General features: G+C 63.3%; 23 protein-coding genes. 16 read left to right on the top strand and 7 right to left on the bottom strand.

Translation table 11 applies throughout. The annotated features are described in order from the left end of the window. Positions 1-184 precede the first annotated feature (184 nt). Both OUZ49_RS06740 and OUZ49_RS06735 read right to left on the bottom strand, forming a co-directional pair. A complete protein-coding gene (locus tag OUZ49_RS06740; RefSeq protein WP_266149337.1) occupies positions 185-2,032 on the bottom strand; it encodes an amidohydrolase in 1,848 nt (615 codons plus the stop codon). Between the two features lie 20 nt (positions 2,033-2,052). Continuing rightward, positions 2,053-2,328 carry a DUF1427 family protein gene (locus OUZ49_RS06735; RefSeq protein ID WP_266149335.1) on the bottom strand — a complete coding sequence of 92 codons (276 nt, stop codon included), beginning with the start codon at positions 2,326-2,328 and terminating at the stop codon, positions 2,053-2,055. Between the two features lie 342 nt (positions 2,329-2,670). Between OUZ49_RS06735 and OUZ49_RS06730 the strand changes: the two genes are divergently transcribed. Then, positions 2,671-3,915 carry an OprO/OprP family phosphate-selective porin gene (locus OUZ49_RS06730; protein WP_266149333.1) on the top strand — a complete coding sequence of 415 codons (1,245 nt, stop codon included), beginning with the start codon at positions 2,671-2,673 and terminating at the stop codon, positions 3,913-3,915. A gap of 23 nt (positions 3,916-3,938) precedes the next feature. Here the strand turns inward: OUZ49_RS06730 and OUZ49_RS06725 are convergent, their stop codons facing one another. The 3 genes from OUZ49_RS06725 to OUZ49_RS06715 form a co-directional block, all read right to left on the bottom strand. Beyond that, positions 3,939-5,231, bottom strand: a complete 1,293-nt coding sequence (locus tag OUZ49_RS06725) for an acetyl-CoA C-acyltransferase (RefSeq protein ID WP_266149331.1) — start codon at positions 5,229-5,231, stop codon at positions 3,939-3,941. Positions 5,232-5,267: 36 nt separating this feature from the next. Then, positions 5,268-5,756, bottom strand: a complete 489-nt coding sequence (gene msrB / locus OUZ49_RS06720; RefSeq protein ID WP_266149329.1) for a peptide-methionine (R)-S-oxide reductase MsrB — start codon at positions 5,754-5,756, stop codon at positions 5,268-5,270. Between the two features lie 88 nt (positions 5,757-5,844). Beyond that, positions 5,845-6,225: a TraR/DksA family transcriptional regulator gene (locus tag OUZ49_RS06715; RefSeq protein ID WP_266149327.1), complete on the bottom strand. Its 381-nt coding sequence runs from the start codon at positions 6,223-6,225 to the stop codon at positions 5,845-5,847. 236 nt (positions 6,226-6,461) lie between these two features. Here OUZ49_RS06715 and fusA point away from each other — a divergent pair, with 236 nt between their 5' ends. After that, complete coding sequence (gene fusA, locus OUZ49_RS06710) at positions 6,462-8,591, top strand: elongation factor G (RefSeq protein WP_266149325.1); 2,130 nt, start codon at positions 6,462-6,464, stop codon at positions 8,589-8,591. Between the two features lie 49 nt (positions 8,592-8,640). Here fusA and OUZ49_RS06705 read toward each other — a convergent pair whose 3' ends face one another. Next, positions 8,641-11,712, bottom strand: coding sequence for a sensor histidine kinase (locus OUZ49_RS06705; protein WP_266149323.1), 3,072 nt, complete (start codon positions 11,710-11,712; stop codon positions 8,641-8,643). A 264-nt stretch (positions 11,713-11,976) separates the two neighbouring features. Between OUZ49_RS06705 and OUZ49_RS06700 the strand changes: the two genes are divergently transcribed. The 10 genes from OUZ49_RS06700 to OUZ49_RS06655 all read left to right on the top strand — a co-directional run bounded on the left by OUZ49_RS06700 (position 11,977) and on the right by OUZ49_RS06655 (position 21,169). Next, the gene (locus OUZ49_RS06700) at positions 11,977-12,582 is read left to right on the top strand and encodes a response regulator transcription factor (protein ID WP_266149322.1); all 606 of its coding nucleotides are present in this window, start codon (positions 11,977-11,979) and stop codon (positions 12,580-12,582) included. A gap of 512 nt (positions 12,583-13,094) precedes the next feature. Continuing rightward, entirely contained in the window at positions 13,095-13,916 is an 822-nt protein-coding gene (locus OUZ49_RS06695) for an alpha/beta fold hydrolase (RefSeq protein WP_323134915.1), read from the top strand. A 69-nt stretch (positions 13,917-13,985) separates the two neighbouring features. Continuing rightward, positions 13,986-14,639 carry a hydrolase gene (locus OUZ49_RS06690; protein WP_266149320.1) on the top strand — a complete coding sequence of 218 codons (654 nt, stop codon included), beginning with the start codon at positions 13,986-13,988 and terminating at the stop codon, positions 14,637-14,639. 57 nt (positions 14,640-14,696) lie between these two features. Continuing rightward, entirely contained in the window at positions 14,697-14,975 is a 279-nt protein-coding gene (locus OUZ49_RS06685) for a XapX domain-containing protein (protein WP_266149318.1), read from the top strand. Beyond that, complete coding sequence (locus OUZ49_RS06680) at positions 14,972-16,855, top strand: amidohydrolase (RefSeq protein ID WP_266149316.1); 1,884 nt, start codon at positions 14,972-14,974, stop codon at positions 16,853-16,855. The genes OUZ49_RS06685 and OUZ49_RS06680 overlap by 4 nt, the downstream gene beginning before the upstream one ends. Before the next feature lie 82 nt (positions 16,856-16,937). Beyond that, positions 16,938-17,363: a DoxX family protein gene (locus OUZ49_RS06675; protein WP_266149314.1), complete on the top strand. Its 426-nt coding sequence runs from the start codon at positions 16,938-16,940 to the stop codon at positions 17,361-17,363. A 69-nt stretch (positions 17,364-17,432) separates the two neighbouring features. Further along, positions 17,433-18,359, top strand: coding sequence for a glyoxalase (locus tag OUZ49_RS06670; protein WP_266149312.1), 927 nt, complete (start codon positions 17,433-17,435; stop codon positions 18,357-18,359). Positions 18,360-18,393: 34 nt separating this feature from the next. Next, the gene (locus OUZ49_RS06665; protein WP_266149310.1) at positions 18,394-19,860 is read left to right on the top strand and encodes an alginate export family protein; all 1,467 of its coding nucleotides are present in this window, start codon (positions 18,394-18,396) and stop codon (positions 19,858-19,860) included. Between the two features lie 52 nt (positions 19,861-19,912). Continuing rightward, complete coding sequence (locus OUZ49_RS06660; protein ID WP_266149308.1) at positions 19,913-20,605, top strand: YoaK family protein; 693 nt, start codon at positions 19,913-19,915, stop codon at positions 20,603-20,605. Between the two features lie 45 nt (positions 20,606-20,650). Beyond that, positions 20,651-21,169, top strand: a complete 519-nt coding sequence (locus OUZ49_RS06655; protein WP_266149307.1) for a Dps family protein — start codon at positions 20,651-20,653, stop codon at positions 21,167-21,169. Positions 21,170-21,322: 153 nt separating this feature from the next. Here the strand turns inward: OUZ49_RS06655 and OUZ49_RS06650 are convergent, their stop codons facing one another. Continuing rightward, a complete protein-coding gene (locus tag OUZ49_RS06650) occupies positions 21,323-22,150 on the bottom strand; it encodes an aspartyl/asparaginyl beta-hydroxylase domain-containing protein (protein WP_266149306.1) in 828 nt (275 codons plus the stop codon). Between the two features lie 126 nt (positions 22,151-22,276). Between OUZ49_RS06650 and OUZ49_RS06645 the strand changes: the two genes are divergently transcribed. The 4 genes from OUZ49_RS06645 (at position 22,277) to OUZ49_RS06630 (ending at position 25,806) form a co-directional block, all read left to right on the top strand. After that, positions 22,277-22,534 (top strand): hypothetical protein, encoded by a 258-nt coding sequence (locus OUZ49_RS06645; RefSeq protein WP_266149305.1) that lies wholly within the window; start codon positions 22,277-22,279, stop codon positions 22,532-22,534. A 265-nt stretch (positions 22,535-22,799) separates the two neighbouring features. Continuing rightward, positions 22,800-23,576: a ferredoxin--NADP reductase gene (locus OUZ49_RS06640; protein ID WP_266149303.1), complete on the top strand. Its 777-nt coding sequence runs from the start codon at positions 22,800-22,802 to the stop codon at positions 23,574-23,576. Between the two features lie 49 nt (positions 23,577-23,625). Further along, entirely contained in the window at positions 23,626-24,855 is a 1,230-nt protein-coding gene (gene ispC, locus OUZ49_RS06635) for a 1-deoxy-D-xylulose-5-phosphate reductoisomerase (RefSeq protein WP_266149301.1), read from the top strand. Between the two features lie 84 nt (positions 24,856-24,939). Further along, positions 24,940-25,806: a polyprenyl synthetase family protein gene (locus tag OUZ49_RS06630; RefSeq protein ID WP_266149299.1), complete on the top strand. Its 867-nt coding sequence runs from the start codon at positions 24,940-24,942 to the stop codon at positions 25,804-25,806. The last annotated feature ends 51 nt before the right edge of the window (positions 25,807-25,857 follow it).

Here is a 25,857-nt window from a genome sequence, read left to right as displayed (position 1 = left end):
CAGGACCTTGCCGTAGCGCCTTATCGACGAACACGTTCGATGTTGTCGAACATGTTTCCGGGCGCCCGGGCGGACATGGGTGGGGCTTTGCCTGGCCAGGAAATCCAGTGGCGCTGGTGGAATGAAGCCGCATCGCAAGCGGCGCATCGCGTGGTGAGCTTATGGATCGCGTGAGCAGCCCGGATCAAAAGGCCCAACATGTGCAACCGGAGGGGCCCCATGGCTGCCGTGCATCGAGGGGCAGATGCCCGCAAGCCGAGAGCGCTCCAGGCGAGGTCTGTCCGACCGCAGCCAACTGCCTGGCGTGTTGCACGCGCGCATAGGCCTGCGGCGATTTCCAGTAGCGGCTGCCGAAGTTCACCGGCGCCCAATCGGGCATGGCAGCGAGTGGCGGCGGATCATGCGGCGAAAAATCGCCGCCGGCGTAGACGATATGGCCATCCACGACGGTGAGTTCGGCAACGATCTGCCGGATCGCTTCGTCGTCGACTTCGAAATAGTCGTGCGACAACAGGGCGAAGTCGGCCAGCTGCTCGATGTCGATCTGGCCCTTGAGTTCCTGCTCACCGGAGAACCAGGTGTTGGCACGCGTATACAGCGCGAGGGCGCTGGCACGATCGACGCGGTTGCTGTCGGGATACAGCGATAGCCCACCCAGGGTCTTTCCGGTGGTCAGCCAGTAAAGTGCATTCCATGGGTCATAGCTGGCAACGCGCGTCGCGTCCGTTCCTGCGCCGACAGGTATGCCCATCGCCAGCATGCGTTTGAATGGTGGCGTGTGCGCCGCCGCCTGGGCTCCAAAGCGTTCGACGAAGTATTCGCCCTGATATGCCATGCGATGTTGAATGGCGATGCCGCCACCCAGGCGGGCGATGCGTTCCAGATTGCGATCGGACACCGTCTCGGCATGGTCGAAGAACCACGGCAGACCCTGCAGGGACACTTCCCGATCGATCTTCTCGAACACATCCAGCGCGCGGCCAATGGTTTCGTCGTAGGTGGCATGCATGCGCCAGGGCCAGCGGCGGCTGGCGAGCAATCGCGCCACCTGTTCGAGGTCGGCCTCCATGCGAGCCGGCATCTCGGGCCGCGGCTGGCGAAAGTCCTCGAAGTCGGCAGCGGAGAAGGCAAGCATTTCCCCCGCGCCATTGAGACGGTAGAACTCGTCGCCCTGGTGGTACTGGTTGTGGCTGGTCCAGTGCGCGAAGTCCTGCAGCTCTTCCGCGGGCTTCTGCGTGAACAGGTTATAGGCGATGCGGACGGTGAGCAGGTGATGCTGGTGCAGCTCCTCGATCACCCGATAGTCGTCGGGATAGTTCTGAAAACCACCGCCAGCATCGATCACGCTGGTGATGCCCAGGCGATTCAGCTCGCGCAGGAAATGACGGGTCGAATTGAGCTGGTATTCGTACGGCAGCTTGGGGCCTAGCGCGAGGGTGGCGTAAAGCAGTGCCGCGTTCGGCGTGGCCAGCAACAGCCCCGTGGGCGTGCCGGCGTGGTCGCGCACGATCTGGCCGCCGGGTGGGTCGGGTGTGTCCTTCGTATAGCCGCAGGCTCGCAGCGCCGCCGCATTGAGCAGGGCACGGTCGTACAGATGCAGGATGAAGACGGGCGTCTCGGGTGCCACCTGGTTGAGTTCCTCCAGGCTGGGCAGGCGGCGTTCGGCGAACTGCTGCTCGGTGAAGCCGCCCACCACGCGCACCCACTGCGGGGCCGGTGTGCGCGCCACCTGGTCGGCCAGCATGCGCATGGCATCGGCCAGCGACGGCACGCCATCCCAGCGCAGCTCAAGGTTGTAGTTGAGGCCGCCGCGAATCACGTGCAGATGCGAGTCGATCAGGCCCGGTATGACGCGCCGCCGGCCCGCATCGATCATCACCGTGGCAGGGCCGGCCAGCGCCTTGATCTGCCCATTGGTGCCCACGGCGGCGAAATGACGGCCGCTGACCGCCAGCGCCTGCGCTTCCGGACGCCTCGCTACGCCGGTGTGGATACGCGCATTGTGGACGATAAGGGTGGGGTGGGTAGCCATGGGCATCGCCTCGGGATCGATCAGCTCGGGTCTTCGCCGGGTTTGGCCTCGGGTTTGGGGCGGTGCTGCGGCAGTTGGGCAAAGCTTTGTTCACGCAGTTGCTCGGCGCAGTACGCCGCCGTGACGCCGCCACCCAGGATCATCTTCTTGGCAATAGGCACGGCCTGCTCGCCAAGCAGGATGCCGAGCAGCCCTATGAGGGCGACGACGGGTGGTGCCGGGGAGCGAACCTGGATCAGTCCATAGACAACCCCGACCAGCAAACCGGCAGCCAGCGATATCAGGTAGATCTTCATGGTGATTTCCTCCAGCCAGGTGGCCACATTTACGGTCAGTCGTGTCTAGCTTTCGTGACCGACCGTCCGATGCGGGTTTTGGCCGGCTTGCCGCGGGCGAGTGGCTTCGTTGTCAAGCGTCAAACGCAGCTGGCTGAACCTCGGCCGCGCTTACCATCGCATCGCATCGGCGTTGCATGCATCAGCAGGGAAATCGCGCAGGCAGGCCAGAAGCTTGCTGGATGGACGTCCAAATCGAGTCATCAGGGCAGGTGATGCAACGGAATGTGCATATGCACAATCTTCATTTCCGGCTACGGCCGGGGTTGGACAGCATGGAGCTTCTCGTTGGGAGGCGAGCCCATGACCAAGCTGCAAGTCGATGCACAGTCACCGTCCCGGCCCGCACGCTGGATGCGTCGTGCCGTCGTTCTCTTGCTGGCGTGGCCCCTGGCGGGCCTCGCGGATGACTACAACTTCTATAGCAACTGGCCAACGCATATCACCACGTCCGATGGCACCGACTTCGGGCTGGCCGTGCTGTATCAGTACGACATCAATCGCTTCTACAACGACGACGGGCGCTTCGAAGACTCGAGCACCAATCGCCGCAAATACCTGGGTCTGTTCATCAGGAAGCCCGGGCTCTACGACGCCATTGCCCAATACGATTTCCAGGCAAGGCAATGGGCGGATGCGTTTGTGCGCGTGCGTACCAGTGGATTCCTGGGCGACGACCTGGGCAATGTGCGGCTGGGCTATTCAAAGACCCCGGTCGGTTTCGAAGGCGTCACCAGCTCGTCGGCAACCACCTTCATGGAGACAGCGCTGCCAACCCAGGCGATCTGGGAGGGGCGTCGTGCCGGCCTGGACTGGGCCTGGATTCGCCCGCACTGGGTGATCAATCTGGGCGACTACTTCTGGCACAAGGACTTCGACGGCAACAATCCCGGACAGACCCTGGCGGGCCGCGTCGCCTGGGTGCCGATCAACACGCTGGGGCACACCTTGCACCTGGGCGTGTCCGCCTCGAAGGAAACGCTGGATTCGTCGGATGATGGAAGCGTGCCGCCTTCCGCCCGTCTGCGTGCGCGACCCGAGGATGGACTGTCACCGGTGCGGCTGGTCGACTCGGGCAACCTGAGCTATGGCAAGAGCATTGAACGCCAGGGCTTCGAAGCCTTGTGGATCGATGGTCCCTGGTCCGTGCAGGGCGAATACCTGCAGGCCCAGGTGGACCGTTATCACGGCAAGCCCGATTTCGAGAGCAGCGGTTACTACGTCTTCACCACCTGGACGCTGACTGGCGAGGCGCGTTACTACAGCGATGGCAATGTGGCCGATCGCCGTTACAACGGCCGCGACCTGCAGGCGATCCGCCCGACGCACCCCTGGGGCGCCGTGGAACTCGCACTGCGTTACAGCGAACTGGACTTGAACGATGGCGCCATCATCGGCGGCAAGGAACACGACTGGACCCTGGGTGCCAACTGGTATATCGGCGAGCACCTGAAACTGCAGGCCAACTACATCTGGGCGCAAAGCGACCGCGGCAACCTGCAGGTCAATCCCCGCATTTTCGAAATGCGCGCGCAGGTGTACTTCTGAGCCCGCTGTTGTCGTTCACCCGATCAGCCGGCTTCCAGCAAGGCCACCGTGCCCTGGCCGCCATCGGCACAGATGCTGACGATGGCGCGCGTACCCGGCGCTTGTTGCGCCAGTTCCTTGACCGTTTGACTGAGGATGCGTGCGCCGGTGGCACCGAACGGATGACCGATGGCGAGGCTGCCGCCATGCGGATTCATCCGTTCGCGTGGGAAGGCCCCGAAGTCACGATCGACACCTGCCTTGCGACTGAGAAAATCACGGTTCTGCAAGGCCGCAATGTGCGCCAACACCTGGGCAGCAAACGCTTCGTGGATTTCCCACAGGCCGATGTCCTCGTAGCGCAGGCCATGGCGTGCGAGCAGGCGGGGGATGGCATAGGCCGGAGCCATCAGCAGGCCTTCGGTACGGAAGTCGATGGCGGCGATTTCCCAGTCCACCAGGCGCACACGCGGCACCTGCTCGGGCAGCCGCTCCAGGCCGCGCTGGGTGGCCACCCACAGGCTGGCGGCGCCATCGGTCAAGGGTGAGGAGTTGCCGGCGGTCAGCGTGCCATGGCCGCTGGTGCGGTCGAAACTCGGCGGAAGCTTCGCCAGCTTTTCCGGCGAGGTGTCCGCGCGCGGAATGCTGTCGCGCTTGAACTCGCCGATCGGTATGACCAGGTCATCGAAGAAGCCGCTGTTCCAGCCCTCGACGGCTCGGCGATGGCTGTCGTAGGCGATCCGATCCTGGTCCTCGCGCTGCAGCTGCCAGTCCTTCGCGGTGATCTCGGTGTGCTCGCCCATGCTCAGCCCGCTGGTGCGATTGACGATGCCGGGGATGTACAGGCTGATGTCGCCGAGCTTGAGGCTCAGCACTTGCGACACTTTTTCTCCCAGCGAGCGCGCCTTCTGGAAGTGGCGGATGCCGTCGGAGAGCCGCTGGTTGAGGCCAAGCTGGATGCGGCTGAGGCTGTCGACGCCGCCAACCAGGGCCAGCCGCGCGCTGTCGTCGTCGAGCATGCCGGCCGCTTCGATCATGCCGATCATGCTGGTCGAACAGGCCATGATGGTGGAAAACGCCGGCAGGGTGGCCGGCGCACCGGCATCCATCAGGATCTCGCGAGCGATATTGCTCCACGTCAGGTTCGGCACCACCGTACCCCACACGGCAAAGTCGGGCCGCCCGCCATGGGGCAGGCTCTCGAGCATATGACGCGCCACCGGGACCGATAGCTGGATGGCGTCGTAGGAGGCCAGGGCGCCATCCACCTTGGCAAACGGCGTGCGGACGCCGGCGGCAAGCCACACGGGCTGGCGATAACGCGAGGCAAGAGTCATGGGTTAGTCCCTGGGGCAAAAACAGCAGGGTGGGGATCAGGTGGCCGCGGGCATCCACACGACGCCTTCCGGCATGCCGCGTCCCAGCTTGTCGGGCAAGGGATCGGTGGCGGCGACGAAGGCGAGCGAGACCGAGTTGATGCAGTAGCGCTGATGGGTCGGCGGCGGACCGTCGTCGAACACGTGGCCTTGATGGCTGCCGCAGCGGGCACAGCGAATTTCCGTGCGCACCATGCCATAGCTGGCGTCGCGCACATAGGCGAGGTGCAACTCGTTGAACGGCGCGGTAAAGCTGGGCCAGCCCGTGCGACTGTCAAACTTCGTGCCACCCAGGAACAGCGGCAGCCCGCACAGGCGACAGCAATACAGGCCCGGGCGTTTTTCCGTGAGCAGGACGCCGCAGAACGGCGATTCGGTGCCATGTTCCAGCAGTACGTCGCGTTCGTCCTGGGTGAGCGACGCCGCCAGCTGGTTGAACAGAGGCGGGGCCGGGGGCGACAGATCGAACGGTGTAGTGGCACTCACTGACTCTTCTCCTCGGCGATGACGTGGAGCACATATCGCGGCGGAGCGTGTCCGGCACAAGTGCCACCGTCTTGTATCGTCCCGCTGACTAGCGGTTCCCTTCGCGGCCGCGCTCTTCCTCGATGGTGAGGAGGGCCTCGGGCGTGGCTTCCAGGCGCGCCTTGGGAATGGGTTTTCCGCTGATGTCGGAGAGGCCATAGGTCCCATCGGCAATCTTCTGCAGGGCCCGCTCGATATCGCTGACGCGGCGATCATCGACGTCGTGCTGGGCCTGGCGGACTTCCTCCTGCGCCAGATCCTGCGCCACGTCCTCGAATTCGCCAGCCTCGTCGCCGTGCACTTCCTGGAACGCTCGCCGCGATGCGGTGGCCGTTTCTTCGCCCCCGAGAACCTGGGCACGCAGTGCCTCCAGGCGCTTGCGCTGCTGCTCGATGAAGTCGCGACTCAGTGGGGACTGCTGGTCTGGCATGGTCATGCTCCGAAGGCGCAAAGTGATACCGCCCATAGCGGATTCCGAACTGCGCAAGGAAGCCGCCTGGCAAACGCTAGCTATCGCATAGTGATCGTTGGGGCTCGGTGAAGATGTGACCTCACGGGCATTGAGGCGGCCCCGATTGGCCCAATATACGGGCGGCCAGAGCGAGTCTCGGTCACTTGGAAACGACGGTCTGGTATTAGACATCGGTTATCTTGGAGCGGGACCCCATGGCACGACACAAACCACTTCCGTTGTATCGCAACATCGGCATCATTGCGCATATCGATGCGGGCAAGACGACCACGACCGAGCGCGTGCTCTATTACACCGGCAAGAAACATCAGATTGTCGACGTGCACGATACCAAGGAAGGCAAAGGCTCCACGACCACGGACTATCTGGAGCAGGAGCGCAAGCGCGGCATCACCATCCAGTCGGCGGCGGTGTCCACCGAATGGAAGGGGCACCAGATCAACCTGATCGATACGCCCGGGCACGTCGACTTCACCATCGAGGTGAATCGAAGCCTGCGTGTGCTCGACGGTGCCGTGGTGGTGTTCGACGGCGTGGCCGGCGTCGAGCCGCAGACCGAAACCAACTGGCGTCTCGCCGACCAGTACAACGTGCCGCGCCTCTGTTACATCAACAAAATGGATCGCATCGGCGCCAGCTTTGCCCATTGCGTGAAGGGCATTCGCGAGCGCCTGGGCGCCAATGTGCTGCTGTGCCAGGTGCCGCTGGGCAGCCATGACGAGTTCGTCGGCATGGCCGATCTGGTCGCCGGCGTGGGCTACATCTGGAAGGGCGACGACAAGGACAGCCCCTGGGATACCGTGCCGCTGGCCGAGATCGCTGGCCGCGTGTCGCTCACCGAGGTGGCGGACCGGGAGTGGGTCGCCAACTTGCCCAAGCTGCGCGAGGAAATGCTCGAGCGCGCACTGGCGATGGACGATGCGGCCTTCGAAAAGCTGATCGAATCCGGCGAATTCGACCAGGACACGCTGAAGCGCTGCATTCGCAAGGGCTGCGTGTCCGGCAAGCTGGTACCCGTGTTCTGTGGCTCGTCGTATCGCAACAAGGGCGTGCAGCAGCTGTTGGACGGCGTGATCGACTACCTGCCGTATCCGGGCGAGAACGGCGGCATTGCCATGGTGGACGAAGATGGCCACGTCATCGGCGACCAGGGCGTGGTCGACGAGGCGCCGGCGCGCGCCCTTGCGTTCAAGGTGATCAACGATCAGTTCGGCACGCTGACCTTCTGCCGCGTCTATTCGGGCGTCATCAAGAAGGGCGACACCTTGCTCAACGTCACGCGCGGCAAGAAGGAGCGCGTGGGCCGTATCGTGGAAGTACAGGCCAATGCGACCAAGGAGATCGACGAGGTGCGCGCGGGCGACATCTGCGCCTTCGTGTCCATGAAAGAGACCGAAACGGGCGATTCGCTCTCCGATCCCGCGCATCCGGCCCTGCTCGAGCGCATGCGCTTCCCCGACCCGGTGATCAGCGTGTCGGTCGAGCCCAAGCACCGCAACGACGTCGACAAGCTTTCCACCGCGCTCTACAAGATGGTCAAGGCCGATCCTTCGCTGCGACTCGAAGTGGACAAGGAAACGGGCGAGACCGTGCTCAAGGGCATGGGCGAGTTGCACCTCGAGGTCACCATCGACCGCATGCGCACCGAACTCGGTGTCGATGCCAATATGGGCAAGCCCAAGGTGAGCTTCCGCGAAGCGTTCGGGCGCAGCGTCGAGCACACCTACACCCACAAGAAGCAGTCGGGTGGTTCAGGGCAGTTTGCCGAAGTCACCATGGTGTTCGAGCCGCTGGAGTCGGGTAGTGGGGTGGTGTTCGCCGACGAAATCGTCGGTGGCCGCGTGCCGCGCGAATACATTCCCGCGGTGGAGCATGCAGTGACGGTGGAGTCGCGCGAAGGTCAGATCGCCGGCTACGAGGTGGTGGACTTCAAGGCCCGCCTGATCGACGGCAAGTTCCATGATGTCGACTCCTCGGCGCTCGCCTTCGAAATCGCCTCCCGCCAGTGTTTCCGCGAAGCGCAGCGACTGAGCAAGCCCAAGTTGCTGGAGCCGGTGATGCGGCTGGAAGTGGTGACCGAGGCCGACTACCTCGGCGACGTCATTGGCGATATCAATCGGCGCCGTGGCACGGTCAGCGACCAGGGCCAGAAAGGCACGCAGGCGTTCGTGCAGGGCTTCGTGCCGCTGGCGGAGATGTTCGGCTATATCAACTTCCTGCGCTCGGCGACGCGTGGACGCGGCACCTTCACCATGGAGTTCGACCACTACGAGGAAGTGCCGGCCAACCTGGTCGACAAGTTGATGGAGAAAGAGGCGAAATAGCCTCGGCGGGCGCCGTTTCTTCCGTGATGCGCGTGAGTCGTGCGATGGCTCATGGCGTCACGGAAGGGCGACGCCATTTGGATTTGCGTTTCTCCGGGCGGTAAGCCGCACGGCAGGGTACGGAAAGTCGCAGTTCAGTACCGTGGGGTTGGCGTCGCCGCAAGCTAAGCTGGCCGCCAAGTCTTGCCGTGCGTTCCTGCATGCCGACGACGCCCCAGTGGCCCAGTTCCGACGCGGTCCGGATCATCGCTTCATCAATGCCGCCACCGTCGTCAGTCACCTGGACGCGCAGCGAACGCACTTCATAGGCCACATGAACGTCAACGCGCGTTCCGCCGCCATGCACGAACGCATTTCGAATACCTTCCCGGACGATATCGATAATTTCATCGAATGCATTGGGAAGGATGGCGCGCGGCTCGCCTTCGGTCGTCAGGTGGAAGCGGGTCGATGGATACAACGAGGCGAGATCTTCGCCGACCGCGAGGATCGACTGCACCAGCTCGGTGTACTGCGGACCATCGCCGCGCAGGTCGATGATCTTGCCGCGTCCCTCGATCACCATGTCACGGGCCTGACCAATGGCTGCCTTGAGTACGTGGCTGCGCTTGTCTTCGGGTGCCAGGCTTGCAAGAACGGCCTGCAGGCGCAGCAACAACCCCTGCACGCCCTGCAGCAAGGTGTCGTGGATGTCGCGCGCGATGCGTTCGCGCTCGCTCATGCGTTCAGTCAATTTCAGGTGCACGCGCGCTGCCGCGAGACGGGTTCGCCAGGCAAAGAATCCTGCCAGGAGGCCCATGCCGGCGAGCAGGCACAGCGCATAGAACCATGGGGTCTGGAAGAACCAGGGCGCGATGGTGAAGCCGGCTTCGGCGCCTTGCGTGTTCCAGATGCCATCGTCATTGGCGGCCATGACGTGAAAGCGGTATCGACCTGGCGCGAGGTTGGAGTAGTAAGCCACGCGACGATTGCCCGCGTCCTGCCAGTTTGTGTCGACACCGTCGAGCTTGTAGCGAAAACGTACGCGATCGGGAATGGCAAGACTGGCAGCGGTGTATTCCAGTTGCAGATTGTCGGTGCCTTTGGGAAGACGTGGCGCTGCGTTCACCGCGTATCGCCTGCCGTCGGCCTGAAGTCCAAGGATGGCTACGGGCGGTGGCAGGGTATTGGTGCGCAGGTCTTGCGGGTCAATCCATGCCGGCCCCTGGTTGGTCAGGAACCAGAGGCGATGCATGCCGTCGACCAGGGCCGACGGCACCATGGCGGCCTGGACGGCGATGCCGGGCAAGCCGTCCCGATAGTCGAACAGACGATAGCCAGGATGGTGGCCAGCTTGCTCGAAGCTTGCGGATACTTCGGCGGCGTCCACGCGCACGACGCCCTTGCTGGCGTTGAGCCAGAGGTCGCCTGTCGGTGTCTCGGCGATGCCGGTGATGCCGCTGAAGACGTCGTCGCCGATGACCATGGATTCGATGCGGTCCGCGCGCAGTCGCGCCAACCCAAGTTCACCGCCAATCAGCACGTCCTTGCCGACCGCGTTGATCATCGTGATGTTACCCACGCGGAGGCCGTCATTCGCGGTGAAGACTCGCGCCGCGTGGCCGTCGAACACGGCCAGTCGATTGTCGGGGTAGCCGATCCACAGGCGACCGGCCGTGTCGGTAGCGAGTGCCGTTGGCGTCGAGGTGGCCAATGAATCGACCGGTTTAACCGACGTCCACTGGCCATCGTGCCGGTGATACAGGCCGTGTTCGTCCAGGGAAATCCATGGCTCACCTTCCGCGTCGATGGCGAAAGCCTCGACCTTGGTTGTGGTCGGCGGTAATGGCAACGGTATCGTGCCGAGTGTCTTGTCGTGCAGAAACAGGAGCCGGTTTCTTCCGACGAACCACAGATCACCGTTGCCGCTGAATTGGGAAGCACCGACGTCAGGAAGGTCGCTGCGGATGACTTCGCTCTCATTGCCATCCGTACGTAACAAGGTTCCGCCATTGACGGTCCACACGACGCCATGAGCGTCCATCGCCATGGCGTAATCGGAAGCGGTGCCCAACGTGATCAGGGACGGGACGCTAAAACTGTTCCGGTGGAAACTCGCCAGGCCCATATTCGTGCCCGCCCAGATCGTGCCTTCGGCGTCCTGCAGAAGGGGGACGGCACGATCGGAGACAAGACCGTTGTTGCGATCGATTCTTTCCGTGACATCGGTCGGTTTGAGCGGCATGCCGTGGGAGAGCCGGCCGATCGCGGCCACGCGATAGATGCCTCCGGCATCTGCGTTGGTACCCCATAGATTCCCGTAGCTGTCGAACAGCAGGCGATGGGAGTCGGCGAACTCCGTCGCTGCCAGGGTGGCGCCATGGTCCACGCGTGGATGGTCGGCGGACAGTCCGGGCAAGGCGCGGGTGCCGTGCGAATGATCCGAAACCCACAGCATGCCGTCGGGTGCCTGCGCGACGATGGCGTACTTGGCAACACCCTGGTCGGTGCTCTCGAACCGATGCGATCCCTGGCGAAGGAAGACCAGTTGCTCGCCGGTGGTCACCCACAAGGTGCCATCGTGACCCACGATCAGCCAATCGGCGCGCCTGGAGGGAAAGCCCCAGTCCGCACCGACGCGTTGCCATCGGTGTCCATCGAACCGCGCCAGGCCGCCTTCGGCCGCAGCCCACACGGCGCCATCCTGGGTCTGCCCGAAGGTGAGCACCATGCCGCTGGGAAAGGAATCGCCCGCGGCGTAATGTTGCACCTGCCCCTTGCGCAGCACGCTCGCGCCGCCGTAGTAGAAGCCGATCCAGAGCGAGCCGTCAGGCAGCATGGTCAGCGCAGTGATGTTGTTGGAGCGGAATCGCTCTTGCGCGGGCGGCTCGAAGCGCTCGAAGCGCACGCCGTCGAAGCGATACAGCCCATTGCCGGTCCCCAGCCACAGATAGCCATCCCGGCCCTGTGCCAGCGCCCAGATATCGGCCGGGGTTCCCGCCTCCGAGGTCCAGAGTTTGCGGCGGAATCCCGGGGCGTCCGCTCCTGTTGCTGTCGCGCAGGTGCAGGCGCAGGCGAGCAGGCACGCGATGATCGGAACCCTGGTGACTCTCCAGATCCTTCGAAGCCGTTCGAATATCATGGAAACGCTGCCCTCGCCGTGGAATCGCCGACGTCGTCCAAGACGCCGGTCTCTGCGCGTGGCAGCATATCGCTGGTGGCGTGGCACCGACAGGTCACATTCCGCGAACAAAGAATCACCCGATCGGGCATTGAACGGCGCGGGCGGGGGACGGATAGTCGCGCCGATGGCCCGCGCGCTGAACGGTGAAGTGTTCGCCGATGGGGCGAGATCAGGCATGTACCGGGAGAAGACATCGTGACAGGTGGCACGGAACGCGTCCGGGTGCTGATTGCCGACGATCACCCCGTGATGCGGGACGGGATTGCGGCCGCCATCGAAACCGGGCCGGATATGTTGGTGGTGGGACAGGCCGCCGATGGGGCGGAAGCCATTGTCCGGTTCCGCGAGCTGCTGCCGGACGTGGCCTTGATCGACCTGCAAATGCCTGGGGTGGATGGGCTGCAGGCGATTGCCACGATTTGTGGCGAATTTCCGGCGGCACGCATCATCGTGCTTACATCGTACCCGGGCGATGCCCGCGTGAAGCGTGCGCTCACGTTTGGCGCCTGCGCCTACCTGCTCAAGACGGCGACACGGGAAGAGATTCTCACTGCTATCCGTTCCGTGATGAGCGGCAAGCGGGTAGTGGCATCGGAAGTTGCCGGTGAAATCGCTTCACACGCCTGGTCAGAGATGCTCAGTGACCGTGAGCTGAGCGTATTGCGCCTGGTCGCCACCGGACATACCAACAAGCGTATCGCCGATGTTCTCTGCATTTCGGAGGACACAGTGAAGGCTCGCCTCAAGAACATCATGACCAAGCTCGGCGCCATGGATCGGACCCACGCCGTCACGCTTGCACGGGATCGCGGCTTCTTCGACGCCTGATCCACCCGAGTTGCGGAGCGTCGCACGGCGTCCTGGCCGACGCGGGCCAACCCATGCCTACGGTCCCGATCCAGCACGTGCGACGTGCTGGCGGGTGCCTTCCATGGCGCACTCCTGCCATCGACAGTCTTACCCGATCGGGTATGCAAGATTTGCCGCGATAGGGCTTCGCAGCAGGCGCGATCTGGGAAGAATGGAGGGCACGTTCACGCCAGGCACAAGCTTCGATCTATCCATCCCGCATGTGGTAGCGAGGTGGTCTGGTGACGCATCGTCAATGCGCCTCACTCCTTGCACGTCCCAGCACCCGTAAAACCGGCACACGACCCATCAAGAGAGCCGACATGTCGATCAACGATCCGGACCACGACGTCAACCAACCGAGGCGCAGCTTTTTGAGCGGCGTCGCGACTGCTTCCGTAGCCATGGCATTACCGATCGCAGGTCTCGCAACAGCTCCTCGCGCGTTTGCAGCAAACGCTCCCACCAACCCCCATCACGGGCAATCCTCCATGAGCACGATCATCACGAAAGATGGCACAGAGATTTTCTACAAGGACTGGGGACAGGGTCAGCCCGTCGTGTTTTCGCATGGCTGGCCGCTGACCGCGGATGCCTGGGATGCGCAGATGGTGTTCCTAAGCTCCCACGGCTATCGCACGATCGCACATGACCGTCGCGGCCACGGACGTTCGGGTCAGCCCTCTCAGGGCAATGACATGGATACCTATGCCGACGATCTCGCCACGCTGATCGAAAAGCTGGATCTGAAGAACGTCGTGCTGGTTGGCCATTCCACGGGTGGTGGCGAAGTGGCCCATTACATCGGTCGGCACGGCAACGCGCGCGTGGCCAAGCTGGTGCTGATTGGCGCGGTGCCGCCGATCATGGTCAAGAGCGAAAACAATCCCGGCGGCCTTCCGATCAGCGTGTTTGACGACATCCGCAGGAATGTGCTGGCCGACCGTTCGCAGTTCTACAAGGATCTCTCCTCGCCGTTCTATGGTGCCAACCGCGCGGGCGCGAAGGTTTCCCAGGGTATGCGCGATTCGTTCTGGCTGCAGGGCATGATCGGTGGCCTGAAGGGCCAGTACGAATGCATCAAGCAGTTCTCCGAGGTGGACTACACGTCCGATCTCAAGAAGGTCGAGGTGCCCACACTCGTCATTCACGGCGATGATGATCAAATCGTACCGATTGATGACGCGGGCAGGCTTTCAGCCAAGATCGTGAAGCACGCGACGCTCAAGGTCTATCCGGGTGCACCGCATGGTCTCACTGCTACCCATCAGGACCAGGTCAACCAAGATCTGCTGACCTTCATTCGTTCTTGATGACGCCAACGGATCGGCCGCGGGTTGCGTGGCCGATCCATCGACGCTGCACTGCCCAGGAGAACACGCATGGCGATTACCGCAACCCCAACGCCCGGTAAGCAATTGATCACACCCAAGGATCATGCGCTGATCATGATCGACTTCCAGTCGCAGATGTCCTTCGCGACGCATTCCATCGATGCCATCACGCTGCGCAACAATGCCGCGCTGGTGTCGCACGCGGCGGCCAGCTTCAACGTGCCAACCATCCTCACCACCGTGGCCGAGAAGAGCTTCTCCGGCCCCATGTTCAGCGAGGTGACTGATCCTTTCCCGGGGCAGGCCTTGCTCGACCGCACGTCTATGAATACCTGGGAGGACGCGGCCGTGATCAAGCGCGTCAACGAGATCGGCAAGACTCGTCTCGTGCTCGCCGGCTTGTGGACCTCGGTGTGCATCGTCGGCCCGGCGCTGTCGGCGTTGGAGCAGGGCTTCGAGGTGTATGTCATCTCGGACGCCTGCGGTGACGTCTCGGCCGAGGCGCACAACCGCGCGATGGAACGCATGATCCAGGCCGGTGTCCGACCGATGACCGCGGTGCAGTACCTGCTGGAACTGCAGAGAGACTGGGCCCGCGTCGATAGCTACGACAGCACGACCGGCATCGCCAAACGCTTCGGTGGCTCTTATGGACTTGGCATCATCTACGCCAAGAGCATGTTCGGCGCGCACGAAGGCTAAGTGCACCGCGCTTGCGGTTGCCGACCGCAAGCAGGAATCGACTCGCAGGGCATACCGATGAAACCTTATTTGCTATCTCTTGCCGCCGGTTTGCTGGTCGGCGTCATTTATAGCCTTGTGAATGTGCGGTCGCCGGCGCCACCGGTGATTGCGTTGGTCGGGTTGCTCGGCATTCTCATCGGTGAGCAGGTTCCCCCTTTGTTGAAAAACCTGTGGCACCGCGAAATTGCCGCGACCAACTGGATTCGCGAACAGGTCAAGCCGCATGTCTTTGGCGAACTGCCGAAGGCCCGGCCCGTCTCGAATGTGGCTGAAAACACGAGGGTCCAACGATGAACGCCCAGTCGACCAAGGCAGACCTCATCCTCCATGGCGGGCGTTTCACCACGCTGGACCGCTCGCGTCCCGAGGTCGACGCGGTTGCCATCGCGGATGGGAAGTTCGTCGCGGTGGGTGCTGCGTCGGAAATCATGCCGCTGGCCGGGCCGCACACGCGCATCGTCGATTTGAAAGGGCGCCGTGCCTTGCCCGGCCTGATCGACAACCACCTTCACATCATTCGTGGTGGCTTGAACTTCAATATGGAGCTGCGCTGGGACGGCGCCCGCTCGCTCGCCGACGCCATGGCCATGCTCAAGCGGCAAGTCGCCATCACGCCATCGCCGCAATGGGTGCGCGTGGTGGGTGGTTTCTCCGAGCATCAGTTCGCCGAAAAGCGCCTGCCGACCATCGAGGAACTGAATGCGGTCGCGCCGGAAACACCGGTTTTCCTGCTGCATCTGTACGACCGCGCCATCCTCAACGCGGCGGCACTGCGCGTGGTGGGCTATACCAGGGACACGCCGGCGCCACCGGGTGGCGAGATCGTCCTCGATGGTGCGGGTAATCCAACCGGTCTGCTGCTGGCCAAGCCGAACGCTGCGATCCTCTACGCCACGTTGGCCAAGGGTCCCAAGCTGCCGTTCGATTACCAGCTCAATTCCACGCGTCATTTCATGCGCGACCTGAATCGCCTGGGCGTGACCGGTGCGATCGATGCGGGCGGCGGTTTCCAGAATTATCCCGATGATTACGCGGTCATCGAGAAGCTGGCGGCCGACGGTGAGCTCACCATCAGGCTGGCCTACAACCTGTTTACGCAAAAGCCAAAGCAGGAAAAGGACGACTTTCTGAACTGGACGCGCACGTCGAAATACAAGCAGGGCGACGATTATTTCCGCCACAACGGCGCCGGCGAGATGCTGGTGTTTTCGGCCGCCGATTTCGAGGACTTCCGCCAGCCGCGTCCGGACATGCCCGCGCAGATGGAGGGCGAGCTGGAAGAGGTTGTGCGTATTCTGGCCGAGAACCGCTGGCCGTGGCGCATGCACGCGACCTACGACGAAACCATCAGCCGTGCGCTGGACGTGTTCGAAAAGGTGAACAGGGACATTCCGCTGCAAGGGCTAAACTGGTTCTTCGATCACGCCGAGACGATATCGGAGCGTTCGATCGATCGCATCGCGGCGCTGGGCGGCGGCATCGCCGTGCAGCATCGCATGGCTTACCAGGGCGAGTATTTCGTGGAGCGCTATGGCCCCGCGGCGGCGCAGGCTACGCCACCGGTGGCGCGCATCCTGGAGAAGGGCGTCAAGACCTCGGCCGGTACCGATGCCACGCGCGTCGCCTCGTATAACCCATGGGTGTCGCTGGCCTGGCTGACCACCGGCAAGACCGTCGGTGGCCTGGGGCTGTATCCGCGCCGCAATTGCATTGATCGTGAAACGGCGCTACGCATGTGGACTGAGAACGTTACCTGGTTCTCCAACGAGGAAGGCAAGAAGGGTCGCATCCAGGTAGGACAGCTGGCCGATCTGATCGTGCCGGATCGCGATTACTTCAGTTGCCCCGAGGACGATATCGCCGACACCACCTCGCTGCTGACGATCGTGGGTGGTCGCGTGGTCTATGGCAGCGGCGAGTTTTCCTCGCTGGACGATGTCAAGGTGCCGGCAGCGATGCCAGAATGGTCACCAGTGCGAGCCTATGGCGGCTATGGCGCGTGGGCACAGCAACGTGGCCCGGCCCAGCAGGCTGCAGTGCAGGCGAGTTGCGCTTGTCGCCATGACTGCGGTGTTCATGGTCACGACCATGCCAGCGCCTGGTCAAAGCAGATGCCGGCGTCGGACCTGAAATCGTTCTGGGGTGCGCTGGGTTGTTCGTGCTGGGCGGTATGAGGCGGCGCCACTGCGGCGCCATCGCTCACATCCTGAGCTGGGAGAGCAGACGGTGAACACGATTCATGCTCGATCGGGCGGTATGGCACGACTGGCGTCGGTGTTCGCGACACGGCCCGTGCATTGGCTGGCACTGCTTGGACTGTGCGCGGCTTATCTCCAGGGCGGCATCCAGAAGGCGATGGACCTCGGCGCCGCCACGGCCGAGACCGCGCACTTCGGCCTGGCGCCGGCGGGTCCCATCACGCTGGCGACCATCGTGCTGGAACTGGGCGCGTCGCTGCTGATCCTGCTGGGCTACTACCGTTGGCTGGGCGCCATCCTGCTGGCTGGGTTTACCTTGATGGCGACCTTTCTGGCGAATCGCTTCTGGGATGCGCCGATGCCCGAGCGCTTCATGTTGACCAACGCGTTCTTCGAACACCTGGGGCTGGTCGGTGGTTTCCTGCTGGTGGCCTGGTACGACCTGCGCAGCCGCGTGGCGGCCGTCCGGCTGGGCTCGGAATAGCGTCGCGGTTCGGGTCCATTCCACGATCGTCTTGTCATTCACTCTAAGCACGTTTTCAGGGAGTCACCCATGCGCATTTCGTCAAAGGCAGTGGCCGCCGTTTTTGGCCTGGGGTTGTTCGGCCTTGTCTCACTCACCGCCATGGACGCGGTGCAGGCAAAGGAGTCGACGCAAGTCGGCGCCCCCATGGTCGCGGTCGGCTCGCAATACGACACCACCCACGTCTATGTGGCACCTGCCGACGTCGATCGTTTTGTCAGCAGCTTCATTGGCACGTTCGGTGGCCAGAGCACGAAGCAGGTGGTGGCTACCGTAACTCCGACGCCGAGCAGCACTACCTCGCAGTTGTTGCAGACGCCGGTGGGCACGGTGTCGCTGTTCGGCTTCAAGACGCCGATCCCGTTCCCGTTCGGCGACGAGCGCACGGGCTACCTGGTCACCGACATGGACACGGCCATTCGCTCGGCACGGGCTGCGGGCGCCGATGTGATGGTGTCGCCGTTCCCCGATCCGATCGGCCGCGACGCCGTCATCCAATGGCCGGGTGGCCTCAACATGCAGCTGTATTGGCACACCACGGCGCCGTCCTATGCACCGTTCCAGAGCATTCCCGAGAATCGGGTGTATGTATCGCCCGATCGTGCCGATGCGCTGGTCAAAGGCTTCGTGAAGTTCTCGCACGGCAAGGTGGTTTCCGACGAGGCGAAGGCGCCGGGCGTGGAGATCGGCCGACCGAACGACACGTATCGGCGCGTCCGCATCGAGTCGACCTTCGGCAAGATGACCGTCCACGTCACCGATGGACATCTGCCGTACCCCTACGGGCGTGAGGTGACCGGCTACGAAGTGGCCAAGCTGTCCGATACCTTGGCCAAGGCCAAGGCGAATGGCGCACAGGTGTTGGTCGAGCCGTTCACCAGCGAAGGACGCGAGTCCGTCGTCGTGCAATTCCCGGGCGGCTACGTGGCGGAGATCCACGCCAACGCTGGCCCATAACGCCATGGGGGAGCGGGGGGCGTCGTGCCATCGCGTGCGGGAGCGGATCGACGGCTCCGGTCATCGCCTGGGGTGGAGTGCGGCCTGGCTTTCGCTGGTGGGAAGCGTCTTGCTGTGCCCGGGCCAGGCATGGGCGCAAGACGCCAGCAACGAATCGACCCAGGACACGCCGACACAGGATGCCGCGACGCGCCCAAAGCTGAGCAGCAACCGATGGCAGGAGGATTGGTCGCCACTGGCGGATCCGTCCTTGCGCACGGACTGGGGCGATGCGCTCAAGTACCTGTCGCTGAGCGCGGATGACCCCAAGGCTTACCTTTCGCTGGGCGCCAATCTGCGCGAACGCGTTGAAATGCTGGATGCGCCCAACTTCGGTGTGGGCGGGAGCGCCAACAACACCTATCTGTTGCAGCGCCTGCAAGTGCATGCCGATTTACGTCTCGACGAACATTGGCAAGGCTTCGTGCAGATCGAAGACGCCCGCACCGTGAACAAGAACGTCATTGGCGGGGCCGATCGCAATCCCTGGGACCTGAGGCTGGCCTTCGTGGCCTATACGAGGCGTTTCGCGGCCGGCACCTTCAAGGCGCGCATAGGTCGGCAGGATTTTGCCTTCGATTTGCAGCGCTTCGTATCGCTGCGTGACGGACCCAATGTGCGGCAGTCGTTCGACGCCATCTGGGCGGACTGGGAAACCGGCAAGTGGCGCTTTATCGGTTTCATGAGCCAGCCCGTGCAATACAGGGACGAGCACCCCTTCGACGATGTGTCCAATCACCGCTTCCGTTTCAATACCTTGCGCGTGGAGCGCCTGGTGTGGGGGCATAACGAACTGTCCGCCTATTACTCGCTCTACAGCAGGGACAACGTCAGGTATCTCGACGCCGCCGGCGACGAGCGCCGCGACGTGTATGACATGCGCTTTGCAGGTTCGGCGCTTGGGCTGGACTGGGACCTGGAAGGCATGGAGCAACGTGGGCATGTCGGCTCGAAGGACATCGATGCCTGGGGCACCGGTGCGCGCGTCGGCTTTACCTGGGAGCGGCCGTCATGGCATCCGAGGTTGGGCATTCAGTTCGACGCGGCCTCGGGTGATCGTCACCCCAAGGACAACACCCTTGGCACCTTCAATCCGCTGTTCCCCAATGGCTATTACTTCACCCTGGCGGGCTTTACCGGCTATACGAACCTGGTGCACGTGAAGCCGGCGCTGACCATCAAACCCATCGTGGGTTTGACGTTGACTGGTGGCGTCGGCTTTCAGTGGCGCCAGGTCACCAGCGATGCAATCTACCTGCAGCCGAATATTCCGCTGCCAGGAACGGCCGGGGAAGGTGGGCACTGGACCGGCGCCTATGGCCAGCTGCGTGCGGATTACAGTTTCAACGCGAACTTCACCGGCGCAGTGGAAGCTGTGCACTTCGATGTCGGTCGCGCCATCCGTCAGGTCGGCGGACGTGACGGCGACTATCTCGGCGTCGAACTGAAGTACATGTGGTGAAGTGCGACATGACCTCGGATCGACTTACCTACCGCTGGAGCGCGTAGACATCATGGCTGACAAGCCCATTCTGCCGACAATACTCAGCTTGAACGCAGGCTACGTGGACACCGCCGGCTTCCTGGCCTTGCATGGCCTGTTTACCGCGCACGTCACCGGAAACTTCGTCACCATTGGTGCTGCGCTGGTGATGGGGACGTCGGGAATCATCGCCAAGCTGCTGGCGCTGCCGGTGTTCTGCGTGGTGATCATGCTTGCGCGCCTGCTTAGCTATCGCCTGGTCGCGCGGGGGACAGCGGTGCTGCGGACCATGCTGCTGATCAAGCTGATCCTGCTAGTTGCCGCGGCGCTCATGGCCTTGCGTTTTGGTCCCTTTGGCGCCGGCGACAGCTGGTCGGGCACGCTCACCGGCATGACCCTGGTGGCCGCGATGGCGATCCAGAATGGCTTGCATCGGGTCCATCTGGCCGGCGCACCACCTTCGACGCTGATGACGGGCACAACCACGCAAATCATGCTGGATATCGCCGATCGCATTCATGGCATTCCCGCGGAACAACAATCAGCCGTCCAAACGCGGCTGGCGCGCATGTTGGCCGCGGTGCTGGCTTTCGCGGTGGGCTGCGCCGCAGGGGCGTTGCTCTATGCGTTGGTCGGCATGTGGTGCTTCGTGGTGCCAGCCCTGCTGGCGCTAGGCGCTTATCTCAGGCATCAGGACGCAGCGCTGCCCGTTGCGCCGACGTGAGTCGAATCGTGTTCCCCCCACCATGTGGTACCCCGGAGGCAAGTCATGAACGATACAAGCAAGGCCAAGACCCGCCGCAAGGCTGCGCTCGCCACGCCATCCGCGCTGGGCGAAGACGCCACGCGCGATATTTCCGCCGAACTCAACACCTTGCTGGCGGATGTGCTGGCGCTGTACATCAAGACCAAGAACTTCCACTGGCACATGTCGGGCCCGTATTTCCGCGACTATCACCTGCTGCTGGACGAGCAGTCGGATCAGATCTACGCCACGCTCGATCCCATTGCGGAGCGGGTGCGCAAATTGGGCGGCACGACCCTGCGTTCGGTCGGACAGGCATCACGCACGCAGCGCCTGTTGGACAACGACGCCGACTTCGTCACGCCCGATGACATGCTGGCCGAGCTGCGCCAGGACAATATCCAGCTCGCGGCCTATATGCGCGCCACCCATCAACTATGCGACGGCTATGGCGATGTGGCCACGGCCAGCCTGCTTGAAAACTGGATCGACGAAGCCGAACGCCGCGTATGGTTCCTGTTCGAGACGGGGCGTCGCGCTTAGTCGCTGCGCTTCTGCGCCTTCTCCCCGCCAGGGAGAAGGCCGGGCCTTGTAGGAGCGCACCCAGTGCGCGAAAAACCTACGAAGCGACGATGCGGGATTACGGCAAGTTGGGGCGCGCACTGGGTGCGCTCCTACACTGGCGGGTGTTGGCGATCAGGCAAAGCCTCGCCAGCGCGCCACCATGCCAACACCGGTCGTAACGGCGCGCGACAACAGGCGCAGTCTCAGCGGCATATCGGGGCGGCGCACGTCCAGCAGCAAGGCGATGCGCGTCTGTTCACTGTGATTCCATACTTCGTGCGGATAAGTGTCGTCCCATAGCAGGCATTCGCCATTGCCGAGCCGGTGTTCGTGGCCGGCGAGCCAGAGCACGCTGCTTGGCCGTCCCCACGCGTCGACGGGTGCCTCCAGGTTGAGCTGAAAGCGCAGGATGCCGCGGAAGGGTCCGCAATGACGCGGAATGTGCTTGTGCGGGGCCAGGAAGGAGAGGGTGGCCGAGAGCACGTCGGGCGATGACGACACGAGTTGCGCCAGCATCGGGCAGGCTTCCATATGGGCCTCGATCGCCTGGCCGTAGACTTTCAGCAGAAACATGCGCCAATCCCTGCCGTCAGCCGCCGAGATCTCCGCCTGCGCGGGCATGATCTCGTGGAATCGCGGTATCGCCTGGGCGCCTTCGAGAATGGCCAGTGCTTCCTGGCGAATCTGCGGCCATGCCGCCACGAAGCGCCTGCCATCGGGAAAACAGGTGTCGACGTCCAGTACGGGCGGTGTCTTGATGCGAGCGTCGTAGACACGGCGAATCGCTCGCGACGACCACTCATACAGCGAGTCCATGTTCGGTTCTTCCTCGTTGCCCGATGGGGATTGGGGCGGCACCCGGACGACGCGTTCGTCGTGGTGCGGCGCTTTTTGGGTGACGGTAGCCGTTGGCGTCTCCTTGTTGCGTGAACGCCTGGCGGCCACGCCGGTGGTCGCCACGTCGTGCCCAAGTCCTTGCTATCGCTCGAACATGTTTCGCTTAGTTGTTGCGAAATAACAGGTTTTTGCTTGATTATTTAAGTGACGTCACATAAAATATGCCCGCCAAAACGAGGAGGAGTGGCCATGGTTGACCCTTTCGATCCCGGGACGATTGCGATGCCCCTGATCTTCAAGCGCCGCCGCGGTCGGCCGCGAAAAGCGGATGCGTTGAGTGCGGCGGAGCGGGCGCGGCGTTACCGCGCGAAGCGCAAATTGCAGGCCGTGCAGTCGGTGCCCACGGTCATCTACGAGCAAGTGCTGCGTGAGCGCGATGAGGCGAACGCCCAGGTCGCTCGATTGCGCGCGGAGCTGGAGCAATTGCGCCCCCTGCTCGGTAGCTGATGGGACTAAGGTGGCCATGTCGGGCTCGCGGCGTGCGACTCGAAACGGAGTCGGGCTTGCTGCTGTTCGGCTGGCCGCGTCCCAGGAGGCCAGCTGCACTTCTCATTGACTTATGTTTGTCGAAACTGGCACTAAGACGATGACCGACGTGGGCGCAGGTGGCCGGTGAACCTGGACAGGACCGACGAGATCCGGTGTCTGCCAGCTTGCTCGGTCGGAAGGTCGCAAAGATTCCTCACTCTCAATCACTGGGGCGGTGGCTGGTATGGTGGCATTGGCGACGGAATACGTGATCGACGTACACCACTGGAACGACAACCTTTTCAGCTTCCGCACCACGCGTGATCCAGGCTTCCGCTTCGACAGCGGCCATTTCGTGATGATTGGCCTGGAGGTTGAGGGGCGACCGCTGTTGCGCGCCTACTCGATCGCCAGCGCGAATTACGAAGAGCACCTGGAGTTCGTCAGCATCAAGGTGCCCAATGGCCCGCTGACGTCACGTCTGCAAGGCTTGCGCCCGGGCGATCCGGTGATGGTCAGCCGCAAGCCTACGGGCACCTTGGTGCTGAACGACCTCAAGCCAGGCAAGCATCTCTACCTGCTCGGTACGGGCACCGGCCTGGCGCCGTTTCTCAGCATCGTGCGCGACCCGGAAACCTACGCCCGCTTCGACAAGATCGTGCTCGCGCATGGCGTGCGCAGGATCAGCGATCTCGTGTTCGCCGAATACCTGGAGCAAACGCTGCCCAGGCACGAATACCTGGGAGAGCTGGTGCGGGACAAGCTGGTCTACTACCCCAGCGTGACGCGCGAACCGTTCCGCCATCGCGGACGACTGACGGATGCCATCGTCGAAGGCAGCATGAGCCAGTTCGCCGGCTTGCCCCCGTTGAACCCGCAGACCGATAGGGTGATGCTGTGTGGCAGCCAGGCCATGCTGGACGATTCCTGCGCACTGCTCGATGGTCGCGGGTTCCAGGCATCACCTCGCACCCGCGAGCCTGGCGACTATGTGATCGAGCGCGCTTTCGTCGAAAAGTGAAACGAAACTGACGACTTTCTCGACGTGCGTGCCATCTGGAGGTCGCGTCATGAGTAGCCCAACCGTATCGCATGGAACACAGCGTCTCGCCATCCTTGGCTCCACGGGTTCGATCGGTGGCAGTACGCTGGATGTGGTCGCACGCCATCCTGATCGCTTCACGGTGACCGCCCTGACGGCTCATCGCAGCATCGACCGGCTTTACGATCAGTGCCTGGCCTTTCGACCGGCCCTGGTGGTTGTTGGCGAGGCAGCGGATGCCGCCCGGCTCGAACAGAAGTTGCGGGCAGCGCACCTGGATACTGAAGTGACTTATGGCGCGGACGCGCTGTGCGCCGTCGCCAGTTCGCAAGAGTGCGATACCGTGGTGGCGGCCATCGTCGGCGCCGCCGGCCTGCCTTCCTCGCTGGCCGCGGCCCGTGCGGGCAAGAAGATCCTGCTGGCGAACAAGGAGGCCCTGGTGATGTCGGGCGCGCTGTTCATGCGCACGGTGGTCGAGCACGGCGCCACCTTGTTGCCGCTGGACAGCGAGCACAACGCGATCTTCCAGTGCCTGGGAACCTGCCTGAAGTCCGGCGCTGGTGTCGAGCGCCTGATCCTCACCGCCTCGGGCGGGCCGTTCCTCACCCGTGCCCTGGATAGCCTCGATGAGGTCACGCCCGATCAGGCCTGCGCCCATCCGAACTGGGTCATGGGTCGCAAGATCTCGGTCGATTCGGCCACCATGATGAACAAGGCGCTGGAGACGATCGAGGCGCACTGGCTGTTCAACATGCCAGCCGAGCGCATCGAAGTCGTGATCCACCCGCAGAGCGTGATTCATTCGATGGTGGCTTACGCCGACCAATCCGTGCTTGCCCAACTCGGCAACCCCGATATGCGCACGCCGATCGCGCATGCCCTGGCTTATCCGGAGCGCATCGACTCCGGCGTGGCGCCGCTGGACCTGACCCGCATGGCCAACCTGAGCTTTGCCGCGCCGGATCTGTCGCGCTTCCCCTGTCTTCGCCTGGGGCTGGAGGTGCTGCGCGATGGATGCGCCGCCAGCGTGACGCTCAACGCAGCGAACGAGATCGCAGTGGAAGCTTTTTTGCAGGGGCAGATTCGCTTCACCGCGATCGCCCAGGTCGTGGAGGAGGCACTGCACCGCTTGCCGCCCCTTGCCGCGCACCATCAACTCGAAGACATTTTTGCAGCCGACGCCGCGGCACGTGCCATGGCCCAACAAATCATCCGCCACCTGCCTGCCTTTGGGGCGCAGCGGGTTGCCGTTCACTAGTGGGAGATTTCAGTGAGTGAAGCTATACAGCTCTGGCCCGAGTCGTCTGCTCCAGTCCTGGGTGCCGAGCCAATCGAAAGCTGGGTGAAAAGCATCGTCCAGCGCACTGAAGTCGCGCTGGCGGCTTATTTGCCGTCGGCCGAAAGTCCACCCGAGACCCTGCATGACGCGATGCGCTACGCCACCCTGGGCGGCGGCAAGCGCGTGCGTGCCTTGCTTTGCCACGCGGCCGGCGAACTGGTGGGCGCCGCGCCGTCACTCCTCGATGCTGCCGCCAGTGCGATCGAAATGATCCATGCCTATTCGCTGGTGCACGACGATCTACCAGCCATGGACAACGATCTGCTGCGTCGTGGCCAGCCCACCGTGCATGTGCGCTATGGCGAAGCCATGGCCATCCTGGTGGGCGACGCCTTGCAGGCGCAGGCCTTCGCGGTGATCGCTGACGCGCCCGCGTCAGCCACGCAGCGGGTGGCCCTGATGCAGGAATTGGCGAAGGCAAGCAGTTCGCTCGGGCTCGTGGGTGGGCAGGCCATCGACCTGGCCAGCGTCGGCAGCATCCTGCCGCGCGATCAACTCGAACGCATGCACCGGATGAAGACGGGCGCGTTGTTGCGCGCAGCGGTTTTCATGGGCGCCCACTGTGGACCCGAGCCGCTCACCTCCGACATGCTGGCGGCACTGGACGAATACCAGCGCTCGGTCGGCCTGGCATTCCAGGTGGTGGACGATATTCTCGACGTCACCATGGACGCGGCCACGCTCGGCAAGACGCCGGGCAAGGATGCGCAGGACCACAAGCCCACCTACGTTTCGCTGCTGGGCCTGGAAGAATCACGTGAGCTTGCACGGCAACTCGGTGAGCGCGCCCACGCTGCGCTGGCGCCGCTTGGTGCAGCGGCCGCGCATCTGGATGCGCTGGTCGACATGGTGGTCCATCGCGTGCATTGACCTTGCCTGTTGGCGAAGCGCTCGTACCAAGTCGAACCTGTGGGGTTCGAC

It is taken from the genome of Dyella halodurans (assembly GCF_026283925.1).
In the GTDB taxonomy this organism is placed as follows: domain Bacteria; phylum Pseudomonadota; class Gammaproteobacteria; order Xanthomonadales; family Rhodanobacteraceae; genus Dyella; species Dyella halodurans.
The sequence above is the reverse complement of the archived record's forward strand: the minus strand, read 5'-3'. Positions and strand labels throughout refer to the sequence as shown.

Bases quoted from the DNA above. Each gene is read 5' to 3' on its own strand.
- OUZ49_RS06740 (WP_266149337.1), bottom strand. From the start codon at position 2,032: ATGGCTACCCACCCCACCCTTATCGTCCACAATGCGCGTATCCACACC.
- OUZ49_RS06735 (WP_266149335.1), bottom strand. From the start codon at position 2,328: ATGAAGATCTACCTGATATCGCTGGCTGCCGGTTTGCTGGTCGGGGTT.
- OUZ49_RS06730 (WP_266149333.1), top strand. From the start codon at position 2,671: ATGACCAAGCTGCAAGTCGATGCACAGTCACCGTCCCGGCCCGCACGC.
- OUZ49_RS06725 (WP_266149331.1), bottom strand. From the start codon at position 5,231: ATGACTCTTGCCTCGCGTTATCGCCAGCCCGTGTGGCTTGCCGCCGGC.
- OUZ49_RS06715 (WP_266149327.1), bottom strand. From the start codon at position 6,225: ATGCCAGACCAGCAGTCCCCACTGAGTCGCGACTTCATCGAGCAGCAG.
- fusA (WP_266149325.1), top strand. From the start codon at position 6,462: ATGGCACGACACAAACCACTTCCGTTGTATCGCAACATCGGCATCATT.
- OUZ49_RS06705 (WP_266149323.1), bottom strand. From the start codon at position 11,712: ATGATATTCGAACGGCTTCGAAGGATCTGGAGAGTCACCAGGGTTCCG.
- OUZ49_RS06695 (WP_323134915.1), top strand. From the start codon at position 13,095: ATGAGCACGATCATCACGAAAGATGGCACAGAGATTTTCTACAAGGAC.
- OUZ49_RS06690 (WP_266149320.1), top strand. From the start codon at position 13,986: ATGGCGATTACCGCAACCCCAACGCCCGGTAAGCAATTGATCACACCC.
- OUZ49_RS06685 (WP_266149318.1), top strand. From the start codon at position 14,697: ATGAAACCTTATTTGCTATCTCTTGCCGCCGGTTTGCTGGTCGGCGTC.
- OUZ49_RS06680 (WP_266149316.1), top strand. From the start codon at position 14,972: ATGAACGCCCAGTCGACCAAGGCAGACCTCATCCTCCATGGCGGGCGT.
- OUZ49_RS06675 (WP_266149314.1), top strand. From the start codon at position 16,938: ATGGCACGACTGGCGTCGGTGTTCGCGACACGGCCCGTGCATTGGCTG.
- OUZ49_RS06670 (WP_266149312.1), top strand. From the start codon at position 17,433: ATGCGCATTTCGTCAAAGGCAGTGGCCGCCGTTTTTGGCCTGGGGTTG.
- OUZ49_RS06660 (WP_266149308.1), top strand. From the start codon at position 19,913: ATGGCTGACAAGCCCATTCTGCCGACAATACTCAGCTTGAACGCAGGC.
- OUZ49_RS06655 (WP_266149307.1), top strand. From the start codon at position 20,651: ATGAACGATACAAGCAAGGCCAAGACCCGCCGCAAGGCTGCGCTCGCC.
- OUZ49_RS06645 (WP_266149305.1), top strand. From the start codon at position 22,277: ATGGTTGACCCTTTCGATCCCGGGACGATTGCGATGCCCCTGATCTTC.
- OUZ49_RS06640 (WP_266149303.1), top strand. From the start codon at position 22,800: ATGGTGGCATTGGCGACGGAATACGTGATCGACGTACACCACTGGAAC.
- ispC (WP_266149301.1), top strand. From the start codon at position 23,626: ATGAGTAGCCCAACCGTATCGCATGGAACACAGCGTCTCGCCATCCTT.